Annotated in this window: 13 protein-coding genes; 2 read left to right on the plus strand and 11 right to left on the minus strand. The window is 40.7% G+C overall.

The window, feature by feature from the left end; genetic code table 11:
* Positions 1-47: 47 nt before the first annotated feature.
* The 8 genes from BVC89_RS28270 to BVC89_RS28305 all read right to left on the minus strand — a co-directional run bounded on the left by BVC89_RS28270 (position 48) and on the right by BVC89_RS28305 (position 11,168).
* Positions 48-3,209 carry a TonB-dependent receptor gene (locus BVC89_RS28270; protein ID WP_086934432.1) on the minus strand — a complete coding sequence of 1,054 codons (3,162 nt, stop codon included), beginning with the start codon at positions 3,207-3,209 and terminating at the stop codon, positions 48-50.
* Positions 3,210-3,960: 751 nt separating this feature from the next.
* Positions 3,961-4,566 carry a TetR/AcrR family transcriptional regulator gene (locus BVC89_RS28275; protein WP_086934433.1) on the minus strand — a complete coding sequence of 202 codons (606 nt, stop codon included), beginning with the start codon at positions 4,564-4,566 and terminating at the stop codon, positions 3,961-3,963.
* 161 nt (positions 4,567-4,727) lie between these two features.
* Entirely contained in the window at positions 4,728-6,227 is a 1,500-nt protein-coding gene (xylB, locus tag BVC89_RS28280) for a xylulokinase (protein WP_086934434.1), read from the minus strand.
* Between the two features lie 18 nt (positions 6,228-6,245).
* Positions 6,246-7,730 carry a tripartite tricarboxylate transporter permease gene (locus BVC89_RS28285; protein WP_086934435.1) on the minus strand — a complete coding sequence of 495 codons (1,485 nt, stop codon included), beginning with the start codon at positions 7,728-7,730 and terminating at the stop codon, positions 6,246-6,248.
* Positions 7,731-7,773: 43 nt separating this feature from the next.
* Complete coding sequence (locus BVC89_RS28290) at positions 7,774-8,295, minus strand: tripartite tricarboxylate transporter TctB family protein (RefSeq protein ID WP_158658175.1); 522 nt, start codon at positions 8,293-8,295, stop codon at positions 7,774-7,776.
* Positions 8,292-9,335, minus strand: coding sequence for a tripartite tricarboxylate transporter substrate binding protein (locus BVC89_RS28295; protein ID WP_086934437.1), 1,044 nt, complete (start codon positions 9,333-9,335; stop codon positions 8,292-8,294). The genes BVC89_RS28290 and BVC89_RS28295 overlap by 4 nt, the downstream gene beginning before the upstream one ends.
* An 18-nt stretch (positions 9,336-9,353) precedes the next feature.
* A complete protein-coding gene (locus BVC89_RS28300; protein WP_086934438.1) occupies positions 9,354-10,202 on the minus strand; it encodes a sugar phosphate isomerase/epimerase family protein in 849 nt (282 codons plus the stop codon).
* Positions 10,203-10,211: 9 nt separating this feature from the next.
* On the minus strand, positions 10,212-11,168 hold the full coding sequence (locus BVC89_RS28305) for a sugar phosphate isomerase/epimerase family protein (RefSeq protein ID WP_158658176.1): 957 nt from the start codon (positions 11,166-11,168) through the stop codon (positions 10,212-10,214).
* A gap of 448 nt (positions 11,169-11,616) precedes the next feature.
* Here BVC89_RS28305 and BVC89_RS28310 point away from each other — a divergent pair, with 448 nt between their 5' ends.
* Together BVC89_RS28310 and BVC89_RS28315 are read left to right on the plus strand one after the other, a co-directional pair.
* Positions 11,617-13,239 carry a hypothetical protein gene (locus BVC89_RS28310; protein ID WP_086934440.1) on the plus strand — a complete coding sequence of 541 codons (1,623 nt, stop codon included), beginning with the start codon at positions 11,617-11,619 and terminating at the stop codon, positions 13,237-13,239.
* A 162-nt stretch (positions 13,240-13,401) separates the two neighbouring features.
* Entirely contained in the window at positions 13,402-14,244 is an 843-nt protein-coding gene (locus BVC89_RS28315) for a ThuA domain-containing protein (RefSeq protein ID WP_158658177.1), read from the plus strand.
* Positions 14,245-14,316: 72 nt separating this feature from the next.
* Here the strand turns inward: BVC89_RS28315 and gyrB are convergent, their stop codons facing one another.
* Genes gyrB through dnaN form a run of 3 tightly spaced genes read right to left on the minus strand, consistent with a single transcriptional unit; the run spans position 14,317 to position 19,059 of the window.
* Positions 14,317-16,743, minus strand: a complete 2,427-nt coding sequence (gene gyrB / locus BVC89_RS28320) for a DNA topoisomerase (ATP-hydrolyzing) subunit B (protein ID WP_086934442.1) — start codon at positions 16,741-16,743, stop codon at positions 14,317-14,319.
* Positions 16,744-16,772: 29 nt separating this feature from the next.
* Positions 16,773-17,897 carry a DNA replication/repair protein RecF gene (gene recF, locus BVC89_RS28325; RefSeq protein WP_086934443.1) on the minus strand — a complete coding sequence of 375 codons (1,125 nt, stop codon included), beginning with the start codon at positions 17,895-17,897 and terminating at the stop codon, positions 16,773-16,775.
* A gap of 55 nt (positions 17,898-17,952) precedes the next feature.
* On the minus strand, positions 17,953-19,059 hold the full coding sequence (dnaN, locus tag BVC89_RS28330; protein ID WP_086934444.1) for a DNA polymerase III subunit beta: 1,107 nt from the start codon (positions 19,057-19,059) through the stop codon (positions 17,953-17,955).
* Between the last annotated feature and the right edge of the window lie 55 nt (positions 19,060-19,114).

The following is a 19,114-nucleotide window of genomic DNA, read 5'->3' on the forward strand; positions in this document are numbered from 1 at the left end:
GCCTACTGACAGGCCCTAGTGCTCATTCTGTAGTATTAAAACTATACTTAGAACTTATAACGTACACCTACAAAGTAACGTGCAGCATTTTCTCTAAGGAAAAGCAGGTTCTCTTTAGCACGTGTAAATGTTCTTGTGGTCTCTTCATTTAAGTTAATAGCATCAAGAGATACCGATAGATTATCGGTGATGTCGTAGCCAAGACTTAAGTCAAGTTGACCATACTCTTCAACAAATACTGGGTTGTTAAAGCCACTTCCATCGTTAGCTGCAGCTAGGAATTCATCCCTCCAGTTGTAGGCCAAGCGTGCTGATATACCAAATTTCTCATAGATTAAGGTTAAGTTAGCAGTATCACTTAAGCCTTCTAGAGCAAACTGAGTAACATCAGGTGCACCAGTTACATCAATACCAACATCGCCATCAACAAAGGTATAACTACCTGCTACACCAAAGCCAGTTTCACCGAAAAAGTGTTGGCCTTGAATTTCTATACCGTTGATCTTAGCTTCACGGTTGTTAACTGGTCTGTTAACAGCGAACTCAAACTCTGGATCATCAGCGTTAGGCGCAACATCTTCGTTGGTTTCGAGTCGGTTGTATTCATCGCCATCGATATTACCGTCTGCTCCCTGATTCGCTACAAAGCGTGCTTGGGCAGCAGCAACAGAACCTTCTTGATCAACATATACTGTGGCAGCAAAAAGATTATCTTCGTTGAGCTCAACACCTAGGTTTTCTAGGATAGCTACTGCATCACCAGAACGAGTACCTGCATCACCAGATGATGCATCACGTAAACCAAAAACGGTTTCCCTAATGGTTTCACGACCTACGAAGTTTCTAACGCGCTTATCAAATCCGCCGATAGAGACGTAGCTGGAATCGTTGAAGTACCATTCTAAAGATACATCCACATTATCCGATTCCAGAGGCACCAGCTCTGGGTTACCACTATTGGCGATAGGTCTATTACTATCATTAAGCGCTAGTGGACCTGAAGGCGTTTGTACATCAACACTCGCAAATAAGTTGCTATAAGCGGGACGAGCGATGGTCTTACTGTAAGAAGAACGGAATTTTATTTCATCAGTTAAATCAACAGCAAAGTCCACATTAGGTAGCAGATGGTCGTATGAAGCTTCTGTAGTAATACCGTTAGCAGTCGTGGAAGCCACCGTGGTGAAGTCGTTGTTCCCTTGCCAAATAACACTTGCGGTAGGCAAAGAGCTTGTCGTGGACGTCACTTCTGTATCTTCATAACGAAGGCCAAAAGTTAAACTGGCATCATTTCCAGCAATTTGGAACTCCCTCGTAAATTGAGCAAACAGCGCAAGTACGTCTTCTTCAATCTCATTTACGTCGTCGCTAGTAGTATTTAGCGTACGGTCACCTGCAGCCAGATCATTTTCAAATACAGTACCTGGCACACCTGTGAAACCAGCAGCATAGAAAGGCGATAAAACTTCAAAAATTTGAGCAGCATTACCCCGTAAACCTTCAACAAAGCCGCTTGGCCCAGCGCCCGGTAAGGTGGCACCACCAATACTATGATCGTTGAATCGGCAAGATAAGCAGTAAGTTTCTAAAGCTCCAGGTATAAGCTGTTCAATATCACCTCTGTTTTCTCCGCCCCAGTTACCAAGGATTTGTTGCTGAGAGACACTATCAGTGAGGTTAGTTTGAGAGCGATAGTTCATACCAAAACTTAATTTTGAGCTATCGTCGATTTGCCAATCACCGCGAATATCAAACTGGTCTACGTCGTTTTCCTGCGTGATAATACGGTTATTGTTCGACACCTGACTTGCAGCTAACGCTGGATTCACGTCGGCAGTACCGCTAACTGTCTCGATAATTTGAATCGGTATATCGCCACTGTAGTCTACTGCCTGAGATACTGTCGATCCTTCTCCTACTGCGCCACCATATCGGCTACCAATACCAACATTTATGCTTGAATACCCTAACGGTCCGTTTGGTGATACTTCCGCAGAAGAAGAATGCGCATCAAAGGTCAATACGAAGCTATCTGAAAGATCAATTTCAGCGTTGAAGCCGAGAGATTGAAGCTCATCTTTCGTTGAGATAAACGATTGCTGCATAGCAGCGTCTTGGTTAGTTGATACTTCCCTCAAGAAAACTGTTGTGGGTACTGGGCTGTTATCAAATACAACTTCACTGAAAGGCCGATTAAACCAGTTAGATACCTGACTATTAGTTTCTTGGTTTTCATTGACAGAGAAAGTGTAATCCGTGGTTAAACGCACATTATCGGTAGGCTCGTACTGAAGTACTAACTGGCCATTGGTTCTTTCACTAGTAAACTCTGAAAACTGATAGCGGCTATCGCGCGGCAAAGTTACCAACTGATCAAGGTCTGTAGGTGCATTTGTAATCTGTGTATCCGCGTTGGTAAAGCCTAGGAATTCTCTGTATGTCACCACATTCCAACTTGCTGAGTTGGCACTTGGTGCAGCACTATCACGTTCTGTATGACTGATGTTCAAAGCTACACCAAAGTTGTCATCTTCATTGGTCCAACTTATGGCGCCAGACAAATCAGGGGTAACGGAATCACCTCTATCAACAGAAGTGTCAATAATTCCTTTACCGCTAATGGTTGCCTGGAAGCCAGGATTTTCTAGAGGACGGCGGGTCACGATATTGACCGTAGCACCAATACCACCTGATGCAATATGAGCAGCACCACTCTTATATACTTCCAAAGTCTTAACGCCATCAGAAGATAGGTTGGAGAAGTCAAATGCGCGGCTGTCACCGCCTGTATTACGACCGTCGCCACCAACGAGAGGGACATCTGCTGTTGGCAGTGTACGCCCGTTTAATGTGACTTGGTTAAACCCAGGTCCAAAACCACGCACAGTGATCTGAGAACCTTCGTTGTTAACACGGTTAATAGACACACCCGGAATACGTTGCAATGATTCTGCTAGGTTTGACGTTGGAAACTTACCGATGTCTTCAGCGTTAATAGCGTCTACAACACCTTGAGCATCTCTTTTTGTATTCATGGAGCTTTGCAGCGAAGCACGAATACCTGTAACGATGACTTCTTCCTCAAGTTGATCTCCGCTTTGAGCGTGTACTGCGCCAGACAAAACGGTAGCTACAGCGACTGAGAGTGCAGTTCTGCTGAGACGAACCCCGGAATTAGCATTTTGTGGAAAGCGTTGGCTTTTTATCATTATCTACCCCCATTTCAACTCGATCAGAAACCTCTTACAGTCTTCCGTTGAGCTTTAATTAATTATTGTGGTGACAAGGGTAGTGGTAAATGACTTGCGCTGTCAATAACTCGCTTCCCCCATTTGTAAGCTGTAAAGCATTACATTCTAAAAGTTTGAGAAATTATTACTTATTGTTCTCGACTTTCAGAGGTAATACCTTTGATGAATATTCATGTTTTGCGATGTAATTTTTCATTGGGGAAGTATAGTAAGGTTATTCAAATGGTAAATAAATGATGGACTTAAATCTGTCTATTTATATTATTTAATTGTACATAACAGCGCTTTTATTTGTTTATTTTTTAAACCTATCTATATGATTCTATTGAACATTTCTTCTTAAACGTAAAAATGAAAAAAGTCGAAAATCGGAAGTTTTATGATAATTAAGAAGACATTCTGACTATCCTGTCAGCAAAAAAAATCATTGTTTGATGATTCAAATCAAAATCAGATAAGCTCCAAAAAGGGGCAGTTTAAGGTACTTTAATTAAGCTAATAGATCTAAAGAAAAAATGAAAATAGAGGAATAAAACAATTGGTAATAACGTAAAATTATTACTCATTCACTTAAATTACGGGGAATAATTTTTATTCTTTTCAAGAGTTAAACCTTAAGGTGTTACTTTAATCTACATAAGCGCACCTTTGTGTCTTGTTGTCATAATTTCATACGACAAAATGGAAGTATATATTTTAATTGCTTTCGTTAAATTAATAGGGAATGAATGATTGTCTTTATTTGTTGCTCAAGATCCGGTAGTAATGAGCGATCGACACGGGTTAAATATTCGTAAATTATTCCTCGCAATAACCCCACATGTAGGTGCCGGATAGTAATAATTTCCGACCTGGTTTTACCCAAATCTTCAAACAGAGTTATCCATAGTTCATCTGTATCTACTTCCCGTTGTTCCATTTGTGGCTTTAATACTTTTTCTAGCTCTTTATCACTACGCAGTGCTAGTTTTAACTCCAGATCAGCCAAGTACTGTGTTGTTTTATACTTCTTAAAACCCGATTCTAAAATTAATTCTACTGTAGCGTGTAAGCCTAATTTTTTCGATTCTTGGAAAGTTTTAAATATCACATCATCACGGCGGCGAATTTCTTGCCAAACAGACATCATTAAATCCACCCTGCTCGGGAAGTAATATTGCCTTGATCTACGACTTACTTTTGCAACATCGCATATTTGGCCTAACTCAGTACCGGCATAACCATATTTCGCCAAACATTCTATTGCAGCATCTATTAGTTTTTGTCTGGTCTTTTCCGCTCTGGCTTGTTGAGGCTGTATTGGAGTATTGAGCATAATTTAGATAACTGTGTTAATAGTTCGCCTATAGGGTTATTGTCGCTACCCGACAATTCTAAATACTTCCTTACCTCCTTGAAAGATCACCTTTTATATTAATTGACGACAGCGGTGGCCAATACTCTCTATTTTTTGTCCATTTAAAGACTCAGGCGCCACTAAAAAGAAGATGAATAAAACTCAGACACATTCGCCACCATCTGCTGATATTCTTGGTAAACTCTATTGTATTGAGATACTGCTTCTTCATTGGGTAGGCAGCTTAATTCTTGATCTATTTCATAGTGAGTTTCTAGCAAAGAAGGTACACATTCACCATTTATATATGTGGCATAGGCTTGTAAGGCGGCACCAAATGCTGCTCCCTCATTATTTGCCATAACCACCACTTTGACAGCCATGATATCTGCGATCATCTGCCGCCAAACATGACTATTTGCTCCACCACCGGTGAGTACAATTTCATCAGTTTTAACCCCTAAGCGATTCATCTCTTCTATACCAAAGCGTAGAGCGAAGCTCGCACCTTCTACAGCCGATCTGAGTAAATTAGAGGGTGTCGCATTTTGACTATCAATACCAAACACGCAGCCTTTCGCTTTGGGAAGATTAGGCGTTCGTTCACCGTTAAAAAATGGTAGCGTGATAATTCCCGCAGAGCCAATGGGGGCAATGGCTATAGACATATCAAAGTCCTCCAGCTTAACATTTATAAGGGAGCGCATGATTTCGCTGCTGACAGTGCAATTCATGGTACACAGTAATGGTAGCCAACCACCATTGGATGAACAAAAAGCGGAAATATTGCCACTATGATCGATAACAGGCTTATCAGAATAGGCATAAACCGTACCTGATGTCCCCAAACTTACCGATGTCCTGCCTGGGGATAAGTTACCAGTGCCGATTGCGCCCATCATATTATCACCACCGCCTATAGCAACAGGCGTTCCTACTGGTAATCCGGTAGTTTGAGATACTTCAGATGTAAGCCCTCCTATAATGTCGTTGGATTTTCTAAGAGGAGGCAAACATTCAAGTAGATTTCTCTCGCCATCGATACTATTGAGAACTTCTGATGACCATTGTCTTTGTTTAATATTAAGAAAACCCGTTCCTGATGCATCCCCCATTTCCATGCACCTTTCTCCCGTTAGCCAAAAATTCAGATAGTCATGGGGCAACAATATAGAGGCTAGTTGAGCGTAAATTTCGGGATAATTATTTTTTAAATGAAGAATTTTAGATGCAGTAAAACCAGGTAAGATTTTATTTCCACTAATATCAATGCAGGCCTCTTCACCACCAAGCTCTTGCATTATTTGCCGACATTCTTTTTCTGTTGAAGTGTCGCACCATAGCTTGACCGGTGCTAGCACTTTACCCTCTTTATCTAATGCTACAAAACCATGTTGTTGCCCAGATACCGATATAGCAACAACAGATTGTTTAATATCTGGTGGGATTTTCTCCAAAGATTGACAAAGTGCTGAAACCCACCAGTGTGCTTGCTGTTCCGCTTTGCCGTTGCTGTCTTGCTCTAAATCTAAATGCGATGAGGCTGTAATAAGAGTTTTACGATTCTGAAAATCATAAAATAAAACTTTAATCGATTGTGTACCAAGATCAATTCCCAAAGTAGTTTTAACACCAGACATTGCAGCCCTCTTCCCAGTTTATTTTTTGAATACAGGAATAATGCGTTCTCTCAACCAGCTTATTTGGCTAAGCAGCAAGATAACAATAAGAAATATTAAACCCATAGCTATGGGACGACTAAAAGCTGTGCCAATATCACCATGAACCCAAAAGGCACGCCGCAAGTTTTCATCTATCATAGGCCCGAGAATTACTCCCAATACTAAGGGTGCCATTGGATATTTTTGCTTATGAAAAATATAAAATATTAAACCAAAGCCGAGCATTACATAAACGTCACCTATGCGAATATTGATTGTGTAAGCACCAATCACCGACATAACGGCAACCATAGGCATAAGAATATTTGCAGGGATATCCAGTGCTCTAATAAAAAATTTAGCTACAATAATTCCCGCAATTAACAGAAGACAACTGGCAATAAAAAGAATGGCTCCAAGTAATGGCAGAAAATCTGGCTGTTCCGTCATTAGCATGGGACCTGGGCGAATTCCATGCAATAATAAGGCACCTAGTAAAACGGCTGCCGGAGCACTACCTGGAATTGATAATGTAAGCAGTGGAATCAAAGCACCTCCAATAGAAGCATTATTTCCTGTTTCTGCAGCAATAATACCTTCCGTAGATCCCTTACCAAACAAATCTTTTTTCTTGCTAGTAAATTTGGCTGCAAAATAAGAAAGCCAGCCTCCCATATCTTCACCAGCACCTGGCATTATCCCTACACTAGTACCAATGATTCCGGAACGTAAGGTTAAAGGTAGATGCTTCAGCGTATCTTTAATCGGTGGGAAGATGCTTCCTGTTTGCTCTATCCTCTTTGCTGTCAGCTTACTTAAATTATCTAATACCTGCGAGATACCAAACACGCCAATCATTATAGGCACGAAGGCAAAGCCGGTTGTTAGCATGGGTTGATCAAAAGTGAAGCGAGGATGGCCATGTAATAAATCTATGCCGACAGCAGAAATTAGCATTCCAATAAAAGCCGAAATCCATCCCTTTATTTTTAAATCAGGCGAAGCAATAAAACCCGAAACAAGAACGCCTAATAAAGCTAGCAATGCCATTTCTATGGAAGTAAATTTTATTGCAAACTCTGCGAGCAAGGGAGCAATGCTGAGTAATAGAATAAGACCAAACAATGTGCCTAGAAAAGAAGCCATTCGCGTAATGCCGATAGCATAGTTCGCTTTACCTTGCTGTGCTAGTGGATGACCATCTAATGCGGTGGCCGCTGCTGATGCGGTCCCAGGAATATTAAGTAGGATCGCTGTGATCGAGCCACCATATATAGCACCGACATATACAGATAATATTATTGCGAAGGTTAACTCTGAACTCAGGCCGTAGGTAAGCCCAACTAATATAGCAATAGACATTGTAGCTGTTAACCCCGGTAGAGCTCCTACAATAATACCAACGGTAACACTTACAAACATCCACAATAATAACGACGGGTTATTTAATAGCTGAATAATATTGTTGAAAACATTAATCATAAATAATTATTTTTATTATTAGATAGTTAAAATTAGCCTATATTTAGGGCAAAGGAATTTTCATTACTGATCCGAATACATAAGTTACGACGACAGAAAATACTACTGAAATAATAAGAATCATATACCAACGTCCCGCCTTCGCTGCATACATTGATGCAAACAAATATATTGCTGTAGAAATACCAAAGTGGAAATTTCCAATAAAGCCAAAGACATATAGACACAGAAGAGATACTTGTATTATTTGATTTTTATTTTCTTTCTTATTGAATAGGGAAATAATACTACTCTTGGAGACTAGATTATCGAGACGACCTTCTTTAAAAGATGTCCAAATAACGACAGAGAACATCAATAGTAAACATCCAGACAAAACTAGGGGGAATATTCCCGGTGCAACGAGCCAAGCTTTATTGCTATCAATACTGGGTAAATCTATGTGAAATGTCAGGCGCCAACTTTCTATAAGGGTTATAAGAGCTAAACACCACACAATGACTGCAACAATTAGATCGTGCCTCCTGAGCTCTTCTTTTGGACGATCTTCAGTTTGGGTATTCAAGGCCTTGCTATTCCTAATTCTTCTGGGTTTTTCTTGCCTAAGCCTGCATCCCACAAAGTCCATGCAAATACTTTTTCTTGATCTAGGGCAATCTGCTTCGCTTCATGACCATAGAAACCATAGAGCTCTGAGTACTTTGCTTCACCAAATTGCTTAACGCTCTCCCCTTGCATAGCCACTTTAAACGATTCTGTTACTGTATCTAAAATGTTTTTTGGTGTGTCACTGGGTAGAGCGAAACCAACAAATTGATTAACTGGCATTGAGGTTTTTAGGTCAGGAATAAAGTTTGTAATAGAAGGTATTGTCTCACCATTAAATTTAATATCTTTCTGGGAAAAGGAAGCTAAAGCTCTCAACTTTTTACCTTTGATAAATTCACTTTGCTCACCAAGGCCAGTCCAAACAATATCAACTTCTCCAGATAAAGCAGCGGTTTGAGATGGGAAGCTACCGGGGTATGGAACAAAGCGCGTATCAAAACCTGCTATATTTTTTGCAAGTAGCCATTGCACATTCCATATACAGCCAGGTACAGATGTAGCAATTTTTATTTGGCCCGGGTTGTTTTTTATCGCTTGATATAAATCCTCAAAGTTTTTATATGGCGAATCATTACTCACGGAGATAATTCCTGGTGTACCGCCAATCATGAAATATTCCCAATCTTTGGCGGTGGAAGTATGTAAACCCAAAACACTATGACTTAATACACCTTCGGAAATACCCACCATGCGATATCCGTCATGACGCTGATTCCAAACATAGTTGATCGCTGTAGCACCAAGAGCACCAGGCATGTTGGATGCAATAACATCCACACCTAAGGACTCTTTCATTGATTTAGCGATGGCACGGTTGGCAAGATCTGTAGAACCTCCTGCCGATGAATACACTACAATGTTGGTTGAGCGATTTGGCCAATCATTATTATTAGCTCCATTATTATCTTTACAGGCGCTTAATAAGAAAACAGATAATAAAATATATAAAGCTTTAGCACTAAGTGCTTTGCTAAGAATACAGTTTTTTATTCTCATAAGAGGAGCTCATACTAGTTAGCTTCTACCTGTAATATCTCTTGTGTAATCGAGAGAGTCTTTTAATGTTTTAGCGATCTCATCTAGTGTAGGGGGAACTTCAGCCATTTTAGGAATACCGTAAACATCTCGTGTCATTGTTACCGGTACTTCAAGGCATAAGGGTAAATCTATCGCCCTATCTTTTAACTCCCTAAAGATATATCTAAAGTCTATATCACCTTTGCCTATAGCCGGAAACTCCCAACCACTTTTAATCTTTCTAGAATCTTTTACATGTAGGTGTACAGTATCATTAATTACATGTAAAAAATCTTCCTCGGGCAAGATATCTTCACGAAAATGCGACATTAGGTTGCCAAAGTCATAATTAAATTTTACGTAATCGGAGCCTAGGCGCTTTATTACTTCTGCACCGGATCGCGCAGCGTCAATAATATTGCGCTTACCATCTCCTGGATTTTCAAACGCAATTATTAAGTTAATTTCTTCTGCATGACGAACAAATACTTCCATATTTTTATAAAACTCCACTTCTTTGTCCATCGGCGCTGCGTAGGTAATCATAAAATGTGCACCAATGGATTTTGCAAAATCCATTCGTGCGATAAATTGTGATACCGATTGCGCGGTGGACAAATCCATGTGAGCCGCGAATGCTCCACATTGCAAACCGCTGCTTTTGTAAAGTTGGCGTACTTCTGCAGCGTTGGCTTCGCAGAAATAGCTTTCTTCAAATGGATTGGAAAAGCCATGAATGAAGATAAGCTCTAGGTGTGTGCCGCCTATTTTTGCCACTTCCTCAAATGCAACATGCAAAGGGTGTCCATTATAGGCACCCGAACTGATCGAAATAAATGGATTCATCGCTACCGTCTATTTTAGAGTGTGGTCTCGCAAAAACTGGAGAATTTCAACAGTTTCACAGCGTTGCATCATGCCAAACAGTTCATCTAAGTTCATCGAATCTACAATCTCGATGATCTTTTGAGTCGCCTTTAAGTTTTGATCAAAAGCGTCGACACGATCTAGACGAATTGGGCTCATATCTGAGGTTAACCAGCCATCATAGTTATAGCGCTTAAGATAAACAAAAGCTTCTAGGTAATCCCATAAGTTTCGTGTTGCTGGAATTAAATCCCAATCCCAACGGCCATTATTATCATTGGTATGAATGTAATACTCGATTCCACTATTATGGCATAGGGTGATAGCTTCCCCTGGTGTTTCACCTGCCATTAATGAATGACCTATATCCAAGGTGACGCCCAAATTTTTCAAACCAATATCGCGTATCATACAGATGGTTTTCGCACAGTTATCAAGATAACAGTGTGCACGTGTCTCTTGGTTTTTATACTCAAGAAATAGCTTCACATCACTCCGATGACTCGCTGCTTGACGGAAAGTATCCACCATATTTAGCCAAGCTTCTTGGTAGTTGGTTGTCATCAAATAATCGTAGCCATCAGTTAGCGGACAGGTGGTTACCTTGTCTGCCCCTAATTCAGCTGCCACATCCATCGCTTCTTTAAGAATACGAATAGCATCATCTCTTATGTGTTTTTGTGGCACACTGGATGATCCTGCTTGTTGTTCAGGACCTGCTTTAATGTTGGCATTTACCGCAGCAACACCTAAACCATACTTGCTAAGTTGTTTGGCGGTTTCTGTTGGATTTTGTATTTCAAAGGGATAGACAATCTCGACACCATCGATTCCCTCAACTTGGTGAATGTTTGCCATTTTTTCCTCTGGCTCTGCATGAGGAAAATATGTGCAAAAGCGATCTTTCTGACCGCCCATGAAAGCCATGATTATTGAATGTTTCATCGGTATTTTTATTTTTAAAAAATGATTTTGTAAAAACAATTTATCAGAATACTAGAAAAATGCCAGCGTTTTTTTGTTATAAGCAGCCACACCTTCAGCTTTCTTAAGAGTTTATATGCTGATGTAGCGGCCAATTTATCTTCAAATCGAACATCGCTTCGACAGTTAAATTTAGTGCTGAAATACCCACAGGAGAAAAGGTTCTTAGGCGGAATATTTTTTAGTGTCAGTAATTTCTGATATTTTAGTAATTTCTGATATTGCTATTTAATAGCGCATAGAGTTGGGAAGTTGTTAAATAAGATGGAAAGGTAAAGATAGTTGAGGGCAGATAATGCTATTTCCCTATATTTGGTAGAGTTTTTAAAAGGTGTTTAATTAATGCGAACATTTTGGATGGAACCAATACAGATTATTACCATTAACTGTTCCTAATTTGAGAATCTGCATGTTTCCTAGAGTTTCTAATAATCAAAATACATATCAATATTCTGCTCCGTCACAGAGAACGGAAGATAACTACGCACCACTACATTCTCGTATTAGTCACTCATCTGTGGCGCAGCCCGCTGTTTTAACAAGCTCAGTACAAGGTGTTTATCAACCTCATCAGCAAAACTCTTTACCTCAGCAATACAATCAATATTTTTCTCCTGAACCTACTCCAGCAGTACATTATTCTGCTCGCCCAGGATGGCAGCCTTCACATCATAATCTTTCACCTATAGAGCGATTGTCTCCACATCAAGGCTATCAGCCGGCATTGACTCGGCCTGGTTTGCCGCCACAACCATCGTCACAATGGCAATACTCAGCACATCAAACTTATCAGACAGCGTTAACCCCACCCACTGCGGCTGCTCTACCAGCACAATCTCAATTTCCAACGTATCAGGCTCAGCAGGCAGCAGCACCTTGGCCTGCTATAACGCCGCCTCCACCACCGCAACCGCAATTTGCAGCACAGCATTCCTATCATACGACGTTTCCACAACCTTCTGCTCCGCCAGCAGAGCTATTTCCTGAATATCAAGTTGCAACGAAGCCACCGACAACAATGCCCTCATACGGCCATCAACATCACGGCAATTACAACCATCTCCAACCGTATTCAGCGGGAAAAATTAACCCTCAGATACTAGCACCTGCCGAAAGCAGCCTTATAAGTGATGTGCAAAGTCATTTGGAGAAAGATCCAACGGGAAATAACGCCGCCACTATGCAGGCCCTACAAAATTGGAGGGAACAATCTGTAATTGCACGGCAGCTGGGCATTATGTTTGGTCAGTTGCAGGCACAAACAGGCATAATTGGTGGAGGCATATCGGTACCACAAAATCACCAAGCTAATTTTGTGTTATTTACTTTGTCATTACATTTGCTGACTTTAGACAAAGTGAACATGTTGGTTGAAGATGATAGAGAAATGAATAGACCACTTAGCTCAAAGGAACAGACCACAGATATTATTAGAGGCGGTAAATGTGTTACAGGTATGGATGAGGCACGTATGTACGAAGAGTTCTTAAACAAAGCATTGCAAGCAGTGGGACAGGGTCATCCTAAAAGCAAAGTTAGTATGCAACGTAGTGGTAGTTTAAATAATGATTTCAGCATAGCCTCATCTGGTTTGACCCAAGGAAGGAATTTACTTGTCGTGGCGCAGAATGGCCAGGACAAAAACAAAACCGGGGAGCTGCTAAAACTAGTTAATAACTTTACTCACCATGCTCAAGACTCTTTTGTTATTAATTATCATGCAGGTAAAGACAGTTCTCACCGTAAAGGTGGGCATGCAAAAAAAATGATTAAAGCGGATTCGCGTATACAGGGTTTCAATCATTTAAAAGATTTACGCCATGAAGCAAATCATATTAAACAGAAGAAGGGTATTCCAGATAGTGATGCTAATTTTTATGCCGCCTGTGCAATGCTGGGAACACCGGGATTAGATCATCTAAACGATGATGCTTCACATGCAACACCAATGGGCGAATATAGTCTTCAGTTAATTAAAAAGTATGGCCTTGGTATTGCTAAACAAGGTGTAAAGATTGGTTTGGCTGTGTAAGATCTTGGCCATTCTCCGCATTTATGAGACAGGCACTTAATCACTTCTTATTTATTAGGTGGTGGGATAATACTCGACGCAGTTATATGATACATGTCTAATAGAGATTAATGCGTGTTTATTACTGTGGCTAGAGTTAAAAGTTTCACATCGGGAATTTTAATGAAATTACTTTTAATATTTACCTGTCTCATTTTATTGGCCTGCAATACCAAGGTTTCTAACGGTTCAAATGGAGGTCCGCCAATAATAGATGGTCGTATGCCGTCACCATCCATTTTAATTTTTTCTAAAACTACCTCTTGGCGGCATAACCGAGGTATTGCCGGGGCGGATTATTTTTTTGTTAGCTTGGCGGATTCGCTGGGTTTAAATGTATTTACTACTCAAAATCCCGCTATTTTTAATGATAAAGATCTTCGTCGTTTTAAACTGGTAGTATTTAATAATGTTTCTGGCAATGTGTTATCAAAGCTACAACAGGATACTTTTCAAAATTGGTTTGAGAATGGCGGCAATCTAATTAGCGTTCATTCATCCGGCGATAGCGTATCTACACTAACTAATTGGCCTTGGTTTCGTAATAAAATTATAGGCCCGCGATTCATCGGCCACATCGAGGATCCGCAGTTTCAGGAGGCTCGAGTTGAAGTACTAAATACAGATCATCCGGTTATGAGAGACATACCTTCGGAGTTTTTCATCACAGATGAGTGGTATAGTTTCGATAGTACGCCACAGGATCATGGTCTAACTCCTCTTGCCGGTATCGACGAAAGTACTTATAAGCCTTTTAATTATGTCTGGGGTCCTGTATCAGATTTACGTATGGGGGAAGGAGCTATTAATCACCCAGTGATTTGGTCTACCTGTATTAAAAAAGGTCGAGCTTTGTATACTTCTATAGGCCACTTACATTCGGTGTACTCTAGTGAAGCTTTACAAAAAATTCTAAAGAATACCTACGACTGGATGATAGAAAGAAAAGGACAAGAAGGTTGTTAATAAGCAAACTAAATTAGTAAGGCAAGAAATAGGGATAGCTATATGTCTGCTATCCCTTTTTAGCAATTTTATCTACACATCCAAATTGGCAACAGACAGAGCATTGGTCTCAATAAAGTCTCGACGAGGCTCTACATTATCACCCATCAAACATGTGAAGATCTGATCGGCTGCAATAGCATCTTCAACGGTAACTTTTAACATACGACGGTTATTGGCATCCATGGTGGTTTCCCATAGCTGCTCAGGGTTCATCTCTCCTAGACCTTTGTAGCGCTGGATGTTGTAGCCTTTTTTCGATTCAGCAACAATCCATTCGAATGCTTCTTTAAAGCTGCTTACCTCGTAACGTCGCTCTCCTTTTGCCACATAAGCCCCCTCTTCTATGAAGCCTTCTAGCTCTTCTCCTAGTTGACGCATACGCCTGTAGTCTTCTGACTCGAATAATTCCGGGCTTAGACGTATATAGTCTTCAACACCGTGCGCAGTAACATTCAACTGAGGCACAAACTGATGGCGCTCTTTGTTTTCGAACAAGGTAGATGTGTACTGATGTGTTTTCGATGCTTCATTCAGACTATTAATAACATCCTGAAGGGGTACTATCCATGCTTCCATTTTCTCTTTATCAGAGAAATCTTCTGCGGTTAGCGTGGGCAAATATATAAGCTGTTCCAGAAGCTCCTGCGGATAAAGCCTGGAAAGCTTATTAATTGTTGCCATGATATTTCTGTAGTTATTCACCAAAGTCTCGAGCTGAGTGCCGGGCAGAGCAGGTGCATCTTCAGAGATATGCAGCCGCGATGACTCAATGGCAGCATTAGTAAGAAACTCATTTAACTCGTCATCATCTTTTAGATATTGCTCTTGCTTGCCTTTGGATATCTTATATAGAGGAGGTTGAGCAATAAATACATGCCCTCTTTCTACTAGCTCTCTCATTTGGCGAAAGAAGAAAGTAAGTAATAGTGTACGGATATGAGATCCATCTACGTCGGCATCGGTCATGATAACGATACTGTGATAACGCAATTTGTCTGGATCGAATTCTGAAGTCCCAATGCCACAACCTAAAGCAGTAATCAGCGTACCCACTTCAGCACTAGAAAGCATCTTATCAAAGCGAGCTTTCTCGACATTCAAGATCTTACCTTTCAAAGGAAGAATCGCCTGAGTACGACGATCCCTGCCCTGCTTGGCGGAACCTCCCGCAGAATCACCCTCCACTAGATAAATTTCAGAAAGTGCTGGATCTTTTTCCTGACAATCAGCAAGCTTTCCGGGTAAGCCTGCAATATCTAGAGCACCTTTGCGTCGAGTCATTTCTCTTGCTTTTCGAGCTGCTTCCCTGGCTTTTGCAGCTTCAATCATTTTCATGACCACAGACTTAGCATCTTGAGGATTCTCAAGTAGAAATTCAGAAAAAGCTGCTCCCATCTCTTGTTCTACCGCAGATTTAACTTCAGAAGAAACCAGCTTGTCTTTTGTTTGTGAAGAAAATTTCGGATCTGGAACCTTAACGGAAACAATAGCAACTAAGCCTTCTCTGGCATCATCACCAGTGGTATTTACTTTTTCTTTCTTAGCCAGGCCTTCTTTGTCGATATAAGTATTCAGACCACGTGTCAGTGCACCGCGGAATCCCGCTAAGTGAGTTCCTCCATCCCTTTGAGGAATATTATTGGTATAGCAGTAAATATTTTCCTGAAAGCCATCATTCCATTGCAGAGCTACTTCTACACCAACGCCGTCATCTCGTTGGGTAGTGAAGTGCATGACTTTGTTGATGGGATTCTTATTCTGATTCAGATATTCGACAAAAGCTCTCAAGCCACCTTCATATTCGTATATCTCTTCTTTACCAGTGCGCTCATCTTTTAAAACAATACGCACACCAGAGTTTAGGAAGGAAAGTTCTCTCAAACGTTTGGAGAGCATTTCGAAGTGGAATTCGATATTGCTAAATGTATCTGGGGAAGGCACGAAATGAATTTCTGTTCCTTGCTCTTCGGTCTCGCCAATGACATTTAACGGCGAAGCTGGAACACCGTGATTATAAACTTGCTCGAAAACTTGCCCTTTTCTTCGAATAGTAAGCTTTAATGTAGATGACAAGGCATTAACAACGGATACACCAACGCCATGCAACCCGCCAGAAACTTTATAGGTATTATCATCAAATTTTCCTCCTGCATGGAGTACTGTCATGATTACTTCAGCAGCGGAAACACCTTCATCATGCATTTCTGTCGGAATACCTCTGCCGTTATCCATAACACTCACAGATTCATCCGGATGGATAACAACTTTTATCTCACTACAGTGGCCTGCCAGAGCTTCATCAATTGAGTTATCTACTATCTCGAAAACCATATGGTGAAGGCCTGATCCATCATCAGTATCTCCGATGTACATACCCGGACGCTTTCTTACAGCGTCTAGGCCTTTTAACACCTTAATACTAGATCCATCGTAGTTGTTATTTTCATCATCTGACATACGAAAGTTTCTCTTTTATATTCTATTTTTTAACTCAGTGTTCCATGTTTCACGTGAAACATCTTTGGTTTTTCTTCTCTTTTTGAATCTGCCCAAATTCTCTCGACAAAATCATTATTGATCCCAGTTATAAATAATTGGGAGTCGAACTCCTCTAACCAAGTACCCAAGATTTTTTGATTATCCTCATCAAGCTCAGAGGGTAAATCATCAATAGCAAATATCGGATTACGATTAGTCTCGTTCTTAAATACTTTAGCCTCCGCGATAAATAACGCCGAAATCAGCAACTTTTGCTGACCTCTAGACAATATTTCTGTTGCGACTTGCTTTCCGCTTTTAATTCTTAAATCAGCCTTATGAGGTCCTAAAGTGGTGTAACCATATTGGAGATCTTTTTGATAACTTAATCTAAGCTGCTCTTCATAGTTTAAATCCTCTTCCTTCCAGCCACTAAAATATTCCATACTTATGTTCTTACTCTCAATGATTTCCGCAGCATCCCTAGCTGATCCAAGATTCGCCAAGACTTGAGAGAACGACACTGTAAGAGCTTCAAAACATTCTATCCTTAGAGCCTCTATACTCTCGCTGATTCGAGATATTTCCATGTCCCAGGGTTCTACCTCTGAATAGCTTATTTTACCATGACGGAGCAAACTATTCCGTTGCTTAATGCAGCGTGAGACTTGCTTCCACAAATCCGAGAACTCATGTTTCACGTGAAACACTAGCCAATCAAAATAGCGACGCCTTTCCTTTGGACCTCCCTCCAACAATTTAAACGAATTAGCATCTATCAATATAAGAGGAAGTTTTTCGGCTAGAGCAGCAGAGCTATTAACACTCCTTTCGCCTAACTTTATCTTAAATTCGCCTCCACGATTACGCTGAATACCTATAGGAACTGTTCCACCCTGCTCATCGATAACATGAGAAAAAAGCACAAACTCTTTTTGTGTGTCTCTGATCATGTTCCTAAATTTATGGGTACGATAAGACCTACCATGGGCAAGGACACTAAGACTCTCTAGAAAGCTGGATTTACCGGACCCGTTAGGTCCTATGATTAAGTTGAGGTGCGGATCAAGCTCAACCGAAGCCGAGCTGATATTCCTAAAGTTTTGCAATACAAGCTTAGAGAGAAACGGCATTAAAAAAGCACGACACTAAAACTCCGAAGGGAGTGATGAAGAAACATCGGGGAATCTACAATCTCATCGGCATGACAACGTAAACCGCATCATCATTATCAGGTGCCTTAATAAGAGCACTACTATTGGAATCTGATAAAATGATCTCAATGTCCTCAGTATTCAGTACATTAGTGACATCTTGCAAATAACTCACATTAAAGCCTACTTCTAAAGAATCCCCTTCATAGCCTACACCTACTTCGTCCTCGGCCTCTTCCTGCTCCGGGTTATTGGCTATCACTTTAAGTTGGCCTGACTCTAACAATAAGCGGACGCCTCTGTATTTCTCATTAGATAAAATAGAAGTCCGAGCAAACGCGTTTTTAAGCTCTGAGCGATTACCTATAACCACCTTATCGCCACCTTTTGGAAGTACCCTTTCGTAATCAGGGAACTTGCCATCTACCAATTTAGAGGTGAATGTAAACTCTTCTGTAATTGCTCGGATGTGGTTAGAGCCCATAACTATTTCCACCTGATCATCTCGCTCATCTAACAGGCGAGACAGCTCTATTACGCCTTTTCTAGGTAAAATAGCTTGTTTAACTTCGCCCACATCGACAGATACCTTCTTAGTGCACATCGCTAGACGGTGACCATCCGTCGCTACAACTCGCATAGCATCAGATCTTAGTTCCCACAACATACCGTTGAGATAATAACGAACATCCTGCTGCGCCATCGCAAAGCTAGTTTTTTCGATTAGCTCTTTAAGTTCCTTCTGCGCACAAGCAAATCCGAGATCTCGAGCACCTTCTTCCACCGCAGGAAAATCATTAGCAGGTAAAGTCGATAAGCTAAAACGACTACGCCCACTTTTGACTAAAACCTTCTGATCATCAAGGTTAAAATCTATAGTTGAGCCTTCGGGTAGAGCTTTACATATATCGAGGAATTTTTTCGCAGGGACAGTAATCTCTCCCTCGCTGATATTGTCCCCTTCCAGATTTATTCGGCCAACAATTTCTACCTCCAAATCTGTACCAGTAAGAGATAGCTGATTTTTCTCTAACACCAAAAGTACATTCGCCAACACAGGTAGTGTCTGACGCCTTTCAACGACACCGGCTACTAACTGTAAAGGTTTTAAAATTGTCTCTCTGGAAACGGTGAATCTCATCGATACGTCTCTTATTTTTTCTTTTAAACTTAATTATTAACTTTGATTAATTTGA

This window comes from Agarilytica rhodophyticola, assembly GCF_002157225.2.
Classification (GTDB): Bacteria; Pseudomonadota; Gammaproteobacteria; order Pseudomonadales; family Cellvibrionaceae; genus Agarilytica; species Agarilytica rhodophyticola.

Excerpts from the sequence above, each read along its gene's own strand:
- BVC89_RS28295 (WP_086934437.1), bottom strand. The coding sequence starts at position 9,335 with ATGAGAATAAAAAACTGTATTCTTAGCAAAGCACTTAGTGCTAAAGCT.
- dnaN (WP_086934444.1), bottom strand. The coding sequence starts at position 19,059 with ATGAGATTCACCGTTTCCAGAGAGACAATTTTAAAACCTTTACAGTTA.
- BVC89_RS28300 (WP_086934438.1), bottom strand. The coding sequence starts at position 10,202 with ATGAATCCATTTATTTCGATCAGTTCGGGTGCCTATAATGGACACCCT.
- gyrB (WP_086934442.1), bottom strand. The coding sequence starts at position 16,743 with ATGTCAGATGATGAAAATAACAACTACGATGGATCTAGTATTAAGGTG.
- BVC89_RS28305 (WP_158658176.1), bottom strand. The coding sequence starts at position 11,168 with ATGAAACATTCAATAATCATGGCTTTCATGGGCGGTCAGAAAGATCGC.
- BVC89_RS28315 (WP_158658177.1), top strand. The coding sequence starts at position 13,402 with ATGAAATTACTTTTAATATTTACCTGTCTCATTTTATTGGCCTGCAAT.
- BVC89_RS28310 (WP_086934440.1), top strand. The coding sequence starts at position 11,617 with ATGTTTCCTAGAGTTTCTAATAATCAAAATACATATCAATATTCTGCT.
- BVC89_RS28275 (WP_086934433.1), bottom strand. The coding sequence starts at position 4,566 with ATGCTCAATACTCCAATACAGCCTCAACAAGCCAGAGCGGAAAAGACC.
- BVC89_RS28270 (WP_086934432.1), bottom strand. The coding sequence starts at position 3,209 with ATGATAAAAAGCCAACGCTTTCCACAAAATGCTAATTCCGGGGTTCGT.
- recF (WP_086934443.1), bottom strand. The coding sequence starts at position 17,897 with ATGCCGTTTCTCTCTAAGCTTGTATTGCAAAACTTTAGGAATATCAGC.
- xylB (WP_086934434.1), bottom strand. The coding sequence starts at position 6,227 with ATGTCTGGTGTTAAAACTACTTTGGGAATTGATCTTGGTACACAATCG.
- BVC89_RS28285 (WP_086934435.1), bottom strand. The coding sequence starts at position 7,730 with ATGATTAATGTTTTCAACAATATTATTCAGCTATTAAATAACCCGTCG.